Annotated in this window: 12 protein-coding genes and 1 tRNA gene; all 13 read left to right on the forward strand. The window is 63.8% G+C overall.

What is annotated here, in order from left to right; translation table 11 throughout:
• The first annotated feature begins 1,077 nt into the window (after positions 1–1,077).
• Positions 1,078–1,872, forward strand: coding sequence for a MerR family transcriptional regulator (locus tag HMPREF1137_RS06295; RefSeq protein WP_034497162.1), 795 nt, complete (start codon positions 1,078–1,080; stop codon positions 1,870–1,872).
• 108 nt (positions 1,873–1,980) lie between these two features.
• A tRNA-Asn gene (locus HMPREF1137_RS06300) sits at positions 1,981–2,052 on the forward strand.
• Between the two features lie 66 nt (positions 2,053–2,118).
• Positions 2,119–3,402, forward strand: a complete 1,284-nt coding sequence (locus HMPREF1137_RS06305; protein ID WP_050980950.1) for a polysaccharide deacetylase family protein — start codon at positions 2,119–2,121, stop codon at positions 3,400–3,402.
• A 47-nt stretch (positions 3,403–3,449) separates the two neighbouring features.
• On the forward strand, positions 3,450–3,806 hold the full coding sequence (locus HMPREF1137_RS06310) for an MGMT family protein (protein ID WP_007590147.1): 357 nt from the start codon (positions 3,450–3,452) through the stop codon (positions 3,804–3,806).
• Positions 3,807–3,995: 189 nt separating this feature from the next.
• Positions 3,996–5,513 (forward strand): sugar ABC transporter ATP-binding protein, encoded by a 1,518-nt coding sequence (locus HMPREF1137_RS06315; RefSeq protein ID WP_034497165.1) that lies wholly within the window; start codon positions 3,996–3,998, stop codon positions 5,511–5,513.
• Entirely contained in the window at positions 5,510–6,514 is a 1,005-nt protein-coding gene (locus HMPREF1137_RS06320) for an ABC transporter permease (protein ID WP_007590145.1), read from the forward strand. The genes HMPREF1137_RS06315 and HMPREF1137_RS06320 overlap by 4 nt, the downstream gene beginning before the upstream one ends.
• A gap of 93 nt (positions 6,515–6,607) precedes the next feature.
• Positions 6,608–7,669, forward strand: a complete 1,062-nt coding sequence (locus HMPREF1137_RS06325; RefSeq protein ID WP_007590151.1) for an ABC transporter substrate-binding protein — start codon at positions 6,608–6,610, stop codon at positions 7,667–7,669.
• Between the two features lie 189 nt (positions 7,670–7,858).
• Positions 7,859–9,622, forward strand: coding sequence for an L-fucose isomerase (locus HMPREF1137_RS06330; protein WP_007590153.1), 1,764 nt, complete (start codon positions 7,859–7,861; stop codon positions 9,620–9,622).
• 171 nt (positions 9,623–9,793) lie between these two features.
• Positions 9,794–11,203, forward strand: coding sequence for a rhamnulokinase (locus HMPREF1137_RS06335; protein WP_007590154.1), 1,410 nt, complete (start codon positions 9,794–9,796; stop codon positions 11,201–11,203).
• Positions 11,178–12,173 (forward strand): LacI family DNA-binding transcriptional regulator, encoded by a 996-nt coding sequence (locus HMPREF1137_RS06340; RefSeq protein WP_007590141.1) that lies wholly within the window; start codon positions 11,178–11,180, stop codon positions 12,171–12,173. The genes HMPREF1137_RS06335 and HMPREF1137_RS06340 overlap by 26 nt, the downstream gene beginning before the upstream one ends.
• Positions 12,174–12,186: 13 nt before the next feature.
• Positions 12,187–12,618, forward strand: a complete 432-nt coding sequence (locus HMPREF1137_RS06345; RefSeq protein ID WP_034467793.1) for an RbsD/FucU family protein — start codon at positions 12,187–12,189, stop codon at positions 12,616–12,618.
• 332 nt (positions 12,619–12,950) lie between these two features.
• Positions 12,951–13,700: a DeoR/GlpR family DNA-binding transcription regulator gene (locus tag HMPREF1137_RS06350; RefSeq protein WP_007590149.1), complete on the forward strand. Its 750-nt coding sequence runs from the start codon at positions 12,951–12,953 to the stop codon at positions 13,698–13,700.
• 10 nt (positions 13,701–13,710) lie between these two features.
• Positions 13,711–14,064 (forward strand): biotin/lipoyl-containing protein (locus tag HMPREF1137_RS06355; protein ID WP_007590152.1); only part of this gene is annotated, 354 nt, incomplete at its 3' end.

Consider the following 14,064-nt stretch of genomic DNA (forward strand, 5'->3'; position numbering starts at 1 on the left):
AGTGGGGCTAGGTCGGCTGATGGTGCCCGGTCGAAGCTCGACCAGGCCCACCACCGCCCACGGACGCAGCAGCCTGGCCCCGCCACCGCCCACCGGCCCTGCGCCCAGGCCCGCTGTTCCCTCCGGCGCCCTCCTATGGTGCGCATGTTCTGGATAGGAAGTTCTGTTGTGGATAGGAACGGAGCTTCTGGATAGCTTATTAACCTATCCAGAACGCAGTAACCTATCCAGATTGGCGTTTCCTATCCAGTTTGGTGGTGTTCGCCGGCCTGGCGGCTGTTTGCTGTGTGGCAGTGGGGGTTTTGCACGACATGAAGCCCCCTGGTGGTGTGTTGTCGGCGTATCGGAGCCTCGTGTCGTGCATTCCCCCTGTTTGAGCCTGTGAGGCGGTGGTTTCAGGTGGTGTAACGCCCAAAACGCAGACCACCTCGGTGAAAAACACTGAAAATGGGCTGTTATAGGCGAAGTGGTCTGCGTTTTGGGCACAATGGTGTCGGGCTTGGCCGCCCGCGAGCCCTCCGCGCCGCGAGCTTCGCTCGGTGTATCGCCTCGATGCCCGGCCACGCCCTGCCGCCGCCCACGGGCCCCGCCGCCGCCCACGGGCCCTGCCGCCGCCCATGGGCCCCGCAGTCAGGCCCCGCCACCGCCAACAGGCGCTGCAGTTAGCCCCGGTTGCTTCTTGCTTGCTCGTCTGCCTCACGCGGGATAACGCCTGCCCTGCTTGGCTTGTGAGTGCCGCGAACGGTACAAAACTCGCCCTGCTTGGGTTGTGTGTGTTGCGAACGGTACAAAACTCGCCCTGCGCGCGCATTTCGGCCACAATCGGGCAATTTTTCTGGAGCAGGGCGAATTTTGTACCGGAATCGCTGTAGAGCAGCAGTTGCTGGCGAATGTTGTCGCGCCAGGGCGCTGGGGTGTGTTTCTGCGTGACCGGCGCGTTGAGGTGGTTTCAATCTGACTGTGACACAGGCATTTTCTTCCATGTGGCCGCGAGATGGACACGCCCTTCCGCATGATTATGACGCGCGCGTTCCTCCGCTTGACCATGACGCTGCGTCAGGGGTCAGAATCAATGTCATGAGTAACGACACCACTCTCTACACGGTCGGGGAGGTCGCTGAGCGGTTCTCGCTGACGGTGCGAACGTTGCACCACTGGGAGGCGCAGGGCCTTTTCGCTCCCGCCGCGCGGAGCTGGTCGAACTACCGGCTCTATTCGCGCGAGGACTGCGTGCGTGTCCAGAGGATTGTCATCTACCGGGCGACGGGGATGAAGCTGATGGATATCAAGGCTCTCCTCGACTGTGGAGACTCTGAGATCGAACACCTCAAGAGGCAAAGAGAGAGCCTTCTTGCTCAGCGTCGTGAAACAGACGCAATGATCGAAGCACTGGATACACTGTTGGAGGATGCAATGAATGACAACGAGCTCACCCTGGAAGAGGTCGGGAAGATCCTGGGAGACGCCGACTTTGCGGCTCACCAGAACGAGGCCGAGAAACGCTACGGAGATACCGATGACTGGCGTGAATCGCGCAGGCGTACAGCCGCGTGGCGCGCTGCGGAATGGCGTCAGAACTCTGAGCGATTCCATGACATCGAACGCAGGATGATCGACGCAATTCGCGATGGTGCCGCTCCTGACAGCGAGAGGGCGGCCAGCCTCGTCGAGGAACATAGAGAAGCTCTCAGTGATTTCTTTCCGGTCACGCCTGCCAAGCACTACATCATGTCGCGCGGGTACATCCACGACGAGCGATTCCGCGAACACTACGATTCGCAGCAGGTTGGCTTCGCACGGTGGCTTGCTGACGCGATCGAGCATGTCGCGAGCCAGCAGGGGGTAGACATCGAGAATCCCACATGGGAGTGAGCATTCCAGACAAGGAAGTTGGATGCCAGTGACACGCAGCATAGCTCCAGTCCCGTATCTGGCTTGCCAGTTCCGAATAGTCTCTGCTACTATCTTCTCTTGTCGCAATCCTGCGTAGCTCAACGGCAGAGCATCCGACTGTTAATCGGACGGTTACTGGTTCGAATCCAGTCGCAGGAGCAGATGCCCCGAGTTCTTCGAACTCGGGGCTTTTTGTTTCTCGCTGTGTACCTGTGACGGGGGAGTATGAGGCTATTCGGGCATGAACTGTCCACCAGCTGGGTCCTGCTGATCATTGTTGTCGCGTATTGGGTGTTCTCGGGGATTGGCGCGTGGTGGCTCAGGAGGCGACAAGCCGCTGAGCGTCGTCGGCACCCGAGGGAAGCAGCAGCGCAGAAAGCCATCCCGCACCCCTCAACGCCTCGCAGCAAGGAAGAGCGGGAGGATCGGCGGCTGGACAACATCCAGGTTCGCGCCCGAGCGTGGAAGCGCTGGAACGAGACGCCCCGTGATGCCAGCGACGAAGCGCGTATCGTCACTGTCGCGAGCCTGTGGGGATCTCCCCAGAAAAGCGCCCCCTTCCCGAAACGTTTCCATGCCAGTCAGCTGGGCAAGGCGACACTTGGACAGGACCTCTACGACGAGATGCTCGGCACCCCCATGGACGTGGATGATCCGGTGCAGATTCTTAGTCCACGCACCTGGGCGGATCTGTGCCTCGACGTGTGGGCCCTCCATTCGCGTTCTGGGCAGCGCCCGCGCCTGATGCGCGTGTGGCTCAATGAGCAGCGTGCTCTTGTCGAGATCCATCGGGGCAAGACTGTGACGGTCGACGACATCCTTCCCGATGAAGTTGTCGGATTCGTCCGCGGTTTCACCCGCCTAGGGCCGCGCAAGGGGCACGTGGACGGACTGCGATGGCTGTCGAGGGGGAGCGTGTCCATCGGCTCACGGCCCCTGTGGCGGACGTACAAAAGGCTGACGGAGCTCGGTGCTGTCGCTCCTGAAGGGTCGCCTCTCGGCGATGCTCTGCGCGCGGCAGACTTTCACGTACTGGCGATCACCTGCATGCGCTATGACTCGGCGTGGACTGAGAACTCCGCGGAGCTGCGCGTCCTCGATGCCGGTGGGATGACGTATCAGGTGGGGCATGCATACCGGAAAGAATCGGGGGCGGATCGGTGGCAGCCGCCCAGTGGCGACGCGTTAGCGGGGGAGTGGGAGCCTCCGAGTGGCCCACCTCTCGTGCCGGGTATGTGGGACGAGGCCGGGGCTGCGCGTGAGGGGCAAGAAACGGGAGAATCGGATGTCTCCGAGGCCGAGGACCGAACTGGGGTTCTTGTCGACCTCGCCGGAGGTGGGGCCGAGAGTGAGGCCGCTGTGCTGGATGAGGGTGATGGAACCGCTGACCGAGCCCGGAGCGAGCTGCCTGATGGAGCGTGCGCACCCGTGGCGCTCACTGACCTGCCCGTGGTGCCGATAGATCCGAAGGCGGTCCTGTGGGCCGTGGAGAAGATGATTGAGATGTGACTGCTGCGCGTTATGATGCGGCGTGTGCGGGCAAGGAGAAATGAGCTGTGAGGGAAGAACTCGTCGAGGCTGTTCTGCGGGTCGTGGAAGAAATCCCCGAGGGGCGTGTGGCCACGTATGGCATGATCGCCCGTGCGGTTGGTACTGGTCCGCGCGTCGTGGGGCGGATCATGCACGATTGGGGCGGTGGAGTCCCGTGGTGGCGCGTCGTGAACGTTCACGGAACTTTTCCAACAACTGTGCGGGGTGAGGGATTTTTTGAGTGGGAACAAGAGGGGATCCCTCACGATCCGACACGCGGAAGAGTATTGATCAAAGAGTGCGTGGTGGAGCAGGAGTGGCTGGACGGTGTCGCGCTTTCAGCCATTGAAAAACTGCAGGATGGTGCGGAAATGTCAGACTGAAAGGTCCTGACATTCGGTTACGATTTGATTACACGCAAAGACATTTGGGTCGCGCGGAACACTGTGATGCTCTAGTCTTAAGAGGACGCCGAAGAGGGCGATTCTCCGGAACAGTGACCGTTAGCGTTAACGAAGCCGGAGGAGCAAACTCCAGAAACAGAGAAGTTACTGGTACCCAAGGGGTGAGAAGTGACGAACTTACTAGAGCTAAAGGGGATCTCAAAGACGTTCCCCGGTGTGAAGGCGCTGTCCGACGTGGACCTCGACCTTCGACCCGGTGAAGTCTTGGGTCTCTGCGGTGAGAACGGAGCGGGCAAGTCCACGCTCATGAAGGTGCTCACCGGTATCCACAAGTCCGATCCGGGCGGCGAAATCTGGCTGCAGGGAGAGAAGGTCGACATCCAGTCGCCGGAGCACGCACGTGACCTCGGCCTGTCGATCATTCACCAGGAACTCAACATCGTTCCTGACCTGACCGTCGCCCAGAACCTGTACATCGGTCGACCCGGCACGTCCAAGTTTGGCTACGTCGACGACCGCAAGATGGTTCGTGATGCGCGCGAGCTGTTCGAGCGCCTCAATATGGACATCGATCCCACCGCCTACTGCCGTGACCTGCCGGTCGCGCGTCTGCAGATGGTGGAAATTGCGCGTGCGCTGTCCTTTGACTCGAAGATCCTGGTCATGGACGAGCCTACGGCTCCTCTGACCACGACCGAGACGGAGTCCCTGTTCGAGCTGGTGCGCGACTTCGTGTGCCCGACGACCGGCCTGATCTTCATCACGCACCGCATGCCCGAGCTCACCGAGCTCACCAACCGCATCTCGGTCCTGCGCGATGGCAAGTACATCGGCACGGTGGACACGGCCTCGACCCCCATGAGCGAGGTCGTCAAGATGATGGTCGGACGCGAGGTCCCCGCAGACGCGCGTCCCACCACCAAGCCACTCTCCGACGAGGCCGTCCTGCGCGTCGAGCACCTGTCGACCGTTAAGGCCGTCCACGACGTGTCCTTCGAGGTCAAGAAGGGCGAGATCTTTGGATTCGCGGGCCTGGTCGGCGCCGGCCGCACCGAGGTCGCCCGTGCGCTGTTCGGCGCAGACCCCCACACCTCGGGCGATATCTACGTCCACGGCAAGAAGGTGACGATCAAGGGCGCGAACGACGCCGTGAAGAACGGCATTGGCTACCTGTCCGAGGACCGCAAGCAGTACGGCCTGCTCCTCGACAAGGACATCTCTTTCAACACGGGCATGGCGGCGATGGGCCACTTCAGCACCGCGACCGTCGTCGCGACGAAGAAGCTGCGCGACGTCGCCAAGGACTACGTGGCGAAGCTGCGTACACGCACCCCCTCCGTGGACGTTGAGCTGCGCAGCCTCTCGGGCGGTAACCAGCAGAAGGTCGTCGTGGCCAAGTGGCTGGAACGTGATACTGACATCCTGATCTTCGACGAGCCGACGCGCGGCATCGACGTGGGCGCGAAGGATGAGATCTACACGCTGCTCGAGGACCTGGCGAAGCAGGGCAAGGCCATCATCGTGATCTCCTCGGAGCTGCCCGAGGTCCTGCGCCTGGCTAACCGCATCGCCGTCATGGCCCACGGCCGCATCATTGGCACCCTCAACAACGAGGACGCCACCCAAGAAAACATCATGGAACTGGCCACCGTCGGCCAGGAAGAAGCGAACGGAGAAGTCGCGTGAGCACCGTCGTCGACAACAAGGGCCTGGAGGCGCCGTCGCCTTTCAAGACCTTCCTGAAGAACAACATGCAGCTGATGCTCGTCACGGTTGCGCTGTTCGTCATCCTGCTGTTCTTCAGCATCGCAGCCAACGGCTTCGCGAAGCCCAACATCTACCTGGACATCGTTCTCCAGTCGGCTTACACGGGCGTGATGGCCCTGGGCGCGACCTTCGTTATCGCGACCTCCGGCATTGACCTGTCCGTCGGTACGGGCATGAGCCTCGTGGCCGTCATGGCCGGTATCTTCCTGGCGGGCGACAAGATGAACCTGCCGCTCGGCCTCGGCCTGCTGCTGACGCTGCTGGTCGGCATGGCGATCGGCCTCGTCAACGGCCTGAACGTCTCGATCCTGGGCCTGCCGCCCTTCATCGCAACACTCGCGATGATGATGGTCGCCCGAGGCCTCGCACTGATCATCTCGGACAAGGCCTCGATCACGATCGCGAACACCGGCTACAAGGCCATCGCGCGTGGCGAGATCATCCCCGGCGTCGCAAACGCCGTTCTGATCTTCGTGGTCCTCACGGTCCTGGCCACCTTCCTCATGAACAAGACGCTGCTCGGCCGCTACTCGCTCGCGATCGGCTCCAACGAGGAGGCCACCCGCCTCTCCGGCGTCAACGTCCGCCTGTGGAAGATCATCATCTATGTCGTTGCCGGCGCCTTCATGGCCATCGGTGCCGTCCTCTACTCCTCGCGCGGCGGCCTCGTCCAGCCCGCTGAGGGTGTGGGCATGGAGCTCAACGTCATCGCCGCAGCCGTCATCGGTGGCACCTCCCTTTCGGGTGGCCGCGCATCGATCCCCGGCGCCCTGGTCGGCGCGATCATCATGGAGACCCTGAAGAAGGGCCTGACGATGATGGGTATCGCCGCCGAATGGCAGTTCGTCGTCACCGGCATCGTCCTGCTCCTGGCCGTCGTCATCGACAACATCCGCCGCGTTCGCGAGAACGCCGCCTGATTCTTACCCATTCAATTCACCCATCGTGGACCGACGTCGGTCCACACACACCAAGGGCGGGAATGACCCCGCCACCCCACGAAAGGAAAACCAATGCGCCCCATCGGACGTATCTTCGCCGCCGCCGCCGTCGGCTCCATGGCCCTGGGCCTGGCTGCCTGCACGACCTCGTCGGACTCCTCCGCTCCCTCCTCTGACGCCAAGCCCAGCGAGGCCTCGGGTGCGACCAAGGTCGACACCTCCGGCGACATGCAGGATTGGGAGAAGGCCGCGGTCAAGGGCGACGGCACCAAGACCATCTACCTCGTCTCCAAGGGCTTCCAGCACCGCTTCTGGCAGGCCGTGAAGGAAGGCGCCGAGCAGGCTGGTGAGGAGCTGGGCTACCAGGTCAAGTTCGTCGGCCCGCAGGACGAGACCAAGGTGACCGAGCAGACCGACCAGCTGAAGTCCGCTCTGGACTCCGGCCCGGCCGCCATCGGCTTCGCCGCTCTCGACTCGAAGGCTGCCGCCGACCTGCTGGACGAGATCAACAAGCAGGGTATCCCGGTCGTCGCCTTCGACTCCGGTGTTGAGTCCGACATCCCCGTCACCACCGTCCAGACGGACAACAAGGCCGCCGCCGCCGAGGCCGCCAAGCACATGATCGAGCTCCTGAAGGGCAAGAAGGGCTCCGTCGGCATGGTCTGCCACGACTCGACCTCCACCACGGGCAAGCAGCGCTGCGAGGGCTTCAAGGAGTACTTCATGGCCAACGCTCCCGCCGACCTGAAGCTCCTCGACGAGCAGATCGCCGGTGAGGTCACCAAGGCCGCCGACACCTCCAAGGCCATCATCCAGGCCAACGACGACATCGTCGGCATGTACGGCTCGAACGAGGCCGCTGCCTCCGGTATCGTCCAGGGCTCGCAGGAGACCGGCAAGGACGTCACCGTTGTCGGCTTCGACTCGGGCAAGACCCAGATCGACGCCATCAAGGCCGGCACCGAGGCTGGCGCCGTGACCCAGTCGCCCGTCAAGATCGGCTACTACACGGTCAAGGCTGCTGTCGTCGCGATCAACAAGGGTGAGCTGCCCAAGGTCATCGACTCGGGCTTCGCCTGGTACGACAAGACCAACATCGACAACCCCGAGATCAAGGCGAACCTGTACGAGTGAGCCGATAGCTCCATCGGGCACGAGGCCGGGGCTGGGGAAGTGACAAACTGACCCGGTGGCCCGCCGTGGGTCCCACTCCGCACCAGTGGGGTGGGACCTGCGGACCCGGCACTTTTTTGTTCACAGGATCCGAGGGGGCGAGCGCCCCCGCGCTCCGACATCGACGTCACCATGAGGGATGAAGGAATAATGACAAACCACCCCCGCATCGGAATCCGCCCCACTATTGACGGCCGCCGCAAGGGCGTTCGTGAGTCGCTCGAAGAGCAGACCATGAACATGGCGAAGTCCGTCGCCGAGCTTTTCACTTCCAACCTGCGCTACCCGGACGGCAGCCCCGTCGAGGTCGTCATCGCCGACACCACGATCGGCCGTGTCCACGAAGCCCAGGCGTGTGCCGCGAAGTTCCGCGCGAACAACGTCGGCCTGACCCTGACGGTCACCCCCTGCTGGTGCTACGGCACCGAGACCACCGACATGGACCCCGCGATGCCGCACGCCATCTGGGGCTTCAACGGCACGGAGCGCCCCGGCGCCGTGTACCTCGCTGCCGCTCTCGCCGGCCACGCCCAGATCGGCATTCCCGCCTTCGGCATCTACGGTGAGCACGTGCAGGACGCTGACGACACCTCCATCCCCGAGGACGTGCGTACCCGCCTCCTCGACTACGCGACCGCCGGTCTGGCCGTCGCACAGATGAAGGGCGAGGCCTACCTGTCCATGGGCTCCGTTTCTATGGGTATCGCCGGCTCCGTCGTCGACCCCGACTTCTTCGGCTCCTACCTCGGCATGCGTAACGAGTACATCGACATGACCGAGTTCACCCGCCGCATCGAAGAGGGCATCTACGATCCCGAAGAGTACGAGAAGGCGTACCAGTGGATCCGCGAGAACTTCAAGCAGGGCAAGGACTGGAACCCGCCGGAGTGGCAGTACCCAGAGAAGCACGAGGACTGGTGGAAGTTCGTCACCAAGATGACGATCATCGCCCGCGACCTCATGCACGGCAACCCGCGCCTCGCCGAGCTGGGCTTTGAGGAAGAGGCCGGCGGCCACGGCGCCATCGCGGCCGGCTTCCAGGGTCAGCGTCAGTGGACCGACCACTTCCCCAACGGCGACGTTCTGGAGACCATCCTCAACACGAACTTCGACTGGACCGGCATCCGCCAGCCCTCCGTCGTGGCCACCGAGAACGACTCGCTCAACGGTGCCTCGATGCTGTTCGGCTACCTGCTGACCAACACGCCGCAGATCTTCTCCGACGTTCGTACCTACTGGAGCCCCGAGTCCATCGAGAAGGCCACCGGTTGGAAGCCCGAGGGCCGCGCGGCCGCAGGTCTGCTCGACCTGCGTAACTCCGGCTCGACCACGCTGGACGGCGCCGGCAAGGCTGTGCGCGACGGTGAGAACGTCATCAAGCCCTGGTACGAGTTCACCGAGGAGGACCGCGAGGCCACGCTCGAGGCCACGACCTTCCACCCGGCCTCGACCGGCTACTTCCGTGGCGGTGGCTTCTCGACCCACTTCCGCACCTCCGGCGAGATGCCCGTGACGATGTGCCGCATCAACCTGGTGCGCGGCCTCGGACCGGTCATGCAGATCGCCGAAGGCTACACGGTCGAGCTGCCCGACGAGGTCGCCTTCACCATCGAAGAGCGCACCAACATTGAGTGGCCCACCACCTGGTTCGTCCCGAACCTGACGGGTGAGGGCGCTTTCAAGAGCGTCTACGACGTCATGAACGCGTGGGGCGCCAACCATGGTGCGATCTCCTACGGCCACATCGGCGGCCAGCTGATCACGCTGGCGTCGATGCTGCGCATCCCGGTCAACATGCACAACGTCCCCGAGGAGCGCGTGTTCCGCCCCAAGGCGTGGTCGCTGTTCGGCACCGAGTCCCTCGAGGCTGCGGACTTCCGCGCCTGCGAGACCTTCGGTCCGATGTACCGCTGATGCAACCACCGGTCGGGCTCGGGTGTCCTCTCTCCCCGAGCCCGGCCGGGCTCGCCCCCACGCGGGGCACCAATACCGGGATCCGGCCCCGGCCTCGCCGATGAGGAAAGCCGCACGAGAACCCAACGACGGGACGCGCCGCGCGAGGGCGTTTTGAGCAGGAGACCTTCAATGACCACCGTACTTGCTGTTGACCTTGGATCCGCATCCGGACGAGTCCTCGCCGGAACGCTGCACGACGGACGCCTCGACGTCACGGACATCCACCGCTTTAAGCACGAGGCCCGCCGCCGCGAAGATGGCACCCTCACGTGGGACGTGGCCACCATGGAGGCCGAAACGATTACCGGCCTGAAGAAGGCCCTCGAACAGTTCCCCGACGCCCGCGCTGTCTCCATTGACACATGGGGCGTGGACTGGGCTCCCCTCGACGAGAACGGTGAGCTCGTTGGCGACGTTATTGCCTACCGCGACGAGCGCACCTCCCGCACCCTCGATGCTTTCCGCGATCGCATCGGCGACCGTGAGTTCTTCGACTTGACCGGCAACCAGCCGGCCACCATCAACACGGCGAACCAGCTTTTCGCCTACCTGCAGGAAAACCCCGCCGACGCGCAGCGCGTCGCGGCTGCCCTCTTCCTGCCCGACTACTTCGCGTACCGCCTCACCGGCGTCGTCGGCTGGTCGCGTACGATCGCCTCGACCTCCGGCCTGCTCACCCCGGGCGGCGGCGACTTCAACGACGAGGTCTTCAACCGTCTCGGTATCCCGCGCGGCTGGTTCGGTGATCTGTCCGCCGACCGCACCGTCGTCGGCCCCTGTACTGTCCCCGGCCTCGAAACCCTGACCGTTGTGCGCGGCGGTGCCCACGACTCCGCCTGCGCCGTCCACGGCCTGCCCATCGAGGAAGGCAAGCGTGCCTACTTCCTGTCCTGCGGCTCCTGGTCCGTCCTCGGCGCCATCGAGGACCAGCCCCTCATGAGCGACGCCGCCTTCGACCTCGGCATCACGAACGAAGGCCGTACCGACGGGGGAGTGCGCCCCCTTTTCAACATCACCGGCATGTGGATTCTCCAGGAGATCCAGCGCCAGTGGGAGCGTGAGGGCACGCCCACCGATACCGACGAGCTGGTCGCCCAGGCTCGCGAACTGCCCGCAGCCTCCGGCGTTTTCGACCCGGACGAGGAAGCATTCGCCACCCCCGGCGACATGCAGCGCAAGATCGACGAGGCCTTGGACGCCCAGGGCGCGGCACGTCCCGACTCCATGGCCGGCTACGTGCGCGTCATCATCGAGTCCTTCGCCCGCCGCTACGCCCGTGCGATCGGCGAGCTGACCGAGGCTACCGGACTGGCTCCGGACCAGCTCAACCTCGTGGGCGGCGGCGCGCGCAACCGACTCCTGTGCGACCTGACCGCCCAGATCTCGGGAGTGACCGTCGTGCGAGGCCCCATCGAGGCATCGACATTCGGTTCCCTCCTCGCCCAGCTCGAAACCATCGGCGCTCTCGCCGAGGAAGAGCGCGCCACCGTCATCGCAGCCAGTGCAGCAACCCATGTCCACGTCCCGACCCGCAGCTAAGAAGGTCTCGCTCGCCGACATCGCGCGGCGTGCAGGCGTCTCGACCAACACGGTCTCGCGCGTCGTGCGCGGGGATCCTGAGGTGTCGGAAAAGACTCGCGCGCGCATTGCGAAGCTCGTCGAGGAGTTGGGGTACGTGCCCAACTACGCGGCGCGAGCGCTCGCGGCCAAGCGCACCAACGTCCTTCAGGTCGTCCTGGCCGCCCCCATGTTCCACGGACATGGGCGTGTGCTGCTGTCGATCCTCAACGCTTCGGCGCAGGCCGGGTACCACGTGTCCCTGTCCTACGCGTACGGGCCGGACGGGCAGCTGCGCAACGATTTCGCTCCCTTCGACGTCGACGGCGTCATCATCCTGGGAGGCCAGGACCCGACGATCGACGTTGCGATTGAATCGGGTAAGCGCTTCCCGACCGTCCTCGTCCTGACGAGCGAAAAAGGCCTCGACGGTATCTCGACCGTCGCCGTCGACAACGTGCGCGGCGCACGCCTGGCCACCGAGCACCTGCTCGCCCAGGGGCTGACCGACGTCGTTCACGTCTCGGGTCCCGCCGGCTGGTCGGACGCCCAGATGCGCAGGCTCGGTTATGAGCAGGCATGCGCGTCCTACGACATCGAGCCCGTCGTGCTTCAGCCCGACTCGTGGGACTCTCGCGATGGCTACGACGTCATGCGCGCGGCCGGCCGTCTGCCAGAGGGCATCCAGACCGCGAACGACCAGCTGGCCCTGGGCGCCATGCGCTACATCTACGAGCGCGGGGGAGTGGTTCCGCGCGACGTGCGGGTCGTCGGCTTCGACGACATCGACGGCGCGGACTCCTACGCACCCCCGCTCACGACCATCCACCAGCCCTTCGATCGCCTGGGACGCACGGCCGTGCGCCTCGTGCGTTCGCTCATGGGCGGCGGTCCCTCACAGGACATCGTCCTCGACCCCGAGCTGGTCATCCGGGCCAGTTCACACCTGTAAGAAAGGCACGTTCATGCTCTATGGACCTATGACGCACCCGCAGTTCCTGCGCGCGCTCGCGGCCGCCGGCCACGGCTCGAAGATTCTGCTGGCGGATGCGAACTACCCGCACACGACGGGTGTGAACCCGCGTTGCGAACTCATTTCGCTCAACCTTGCCCCGGGTCTCCTGGATGTCAGCCAGGTCCTCGACGTCCTCAAGCGCACGATTCCGATCGAGCGCGCAGAGATCATGACCCCCGCCCCCGACGCCGATCCGGTGGAGATCCCGATCCACGACGAGTTCCGCGCGGCTCTGCCCGGTGTGGAGTTCGGCGAGATTTCCCGCTGGGACTTCTACGATGCCGCGCGCGACGAGAACGTCGGCATCATCGTTGCGACGGGCGAGCAGCGCCTGTACGGCAACCTGCTCCTGACGGTCGGCGTGCGCCAGCCCGGGGAGTAAAACCCGTTTGCCGCCCCAGGGCATGCCTTGTTGCATCGGTGACGAACACTTTCGTTTCGTTTTCGTTTCAACTGAATGGTGACTCCGGCGCGGGGGAGATAGTTTCATAGCTGGTGGGTGGCTCGAGAGAGCTACCCACCAGCGCGTTTATCCTTGCAATATCATTGAATAATGAAGAATGGACAGCGTTGTCCTGAACGTTTGTGCGCTCCGCGTGCACCTGCGTGAATCTTCTTCTCGTGATGTTGCATACTTTCGTTTTAGTGACTATTCTTTTCTTAACGAAAGGGAAAGTGACAAAGAATGTCGCTGATTCTGTGAAGAGGTGCCCCATGGGACGTGCAGAAGAACGCACGAACTACATCCTGGATCGCCTCGCCCGGGAGGGTGAGGTGAGCGTCGCGCAGCTTGCCTCCGATCTGGGAGTCTCGCCCGTCACCGTGCGCGCATCGCTCAAGTCTCTCGACGAGCAGGGCTACCTCGTGCGCACGCACGGAGGAGCGCGTCCCACCACCTTCCGCAACATTCACCTGCGCCAGAACGATCGTGTTGAGATCAAGGAGCGCATCGCTCGCGCCGCCGCCGACATGATCCACGACGACGATCGCATCATGATCGAGGCCGGCACCACCTGCGCCCTCATCGTCAAGTACCTTACCGGCAAGCGCGGGGTTCAGGTTCTCACCAACTCCGTGCTGGTCTTCGCTAACGCCCGCTCCAACCCGAACCTCAACATCACGCTGACGGGCGGGCACTTCCGCGCCGAGTCCGAGTCCCTCGTGGGGCCGGTCGCCGAGCGCGCCATCAATGACTTCAACGCTCGCGTCGCGTTCCTCGGGACCGACGGGTTCAGCGTTGATCGGGGTCTGACCACCCAGCTCGTAGAAGGTGGACAGGTCGGCTCCATTATGCGTACCCGCGCACAAGAGACGTGGCTGCTCGCTGACTCCTCCAAGTATGGGGAAGCCGGCTTTGTCAGCTTCATGGGGATCGACGAGGTCACCGGAATCATCACCGACGATGAGATCCCCGAAGAATCCATCAAGGAATTGGCCGAGCGCACGAAGCTGCGCATCGTCTAGGAGGAATTACATGGCCACCATCGTGGTGATGCCCCAGCTGGGCAACTCTGTTGAGTCATGCATCATCGTCGAGTGGATGATCGCAGAAGGCGACACCGTCTCCGTCGACCAGACGCTCGCGTCCATCGAGACCGACAAGTCGACCATGGAGGTGCCCTCGACCGCCGAGGGTACCGTCCTGAAGCTCCTGTGGGAGGAAGGCGACGAGGTCCCCGTGAAGGATCCGCTCATCATCGTCGGTGAGCCCGGAGAGGACATCTCCGGCCTCGTTCCCGGTGGCGACGCTGCCCCCGCCGAAGCCGACGCTCCCGCCGAGCAGGCCGCCGCTGCCCCCGAGGCCGCTGCCCCCGCCTTCGCGACCGAG

It is taken from the genome of Actinomyces sp. ICM39, from assembly GCF_000282935.1.
GTDB lineage: Bacteria > Actinomycetota > Actinomycetes > Actinomycetales > Actinomycetaceae > Pauljensenia > Pauljensenia odontolytica_B.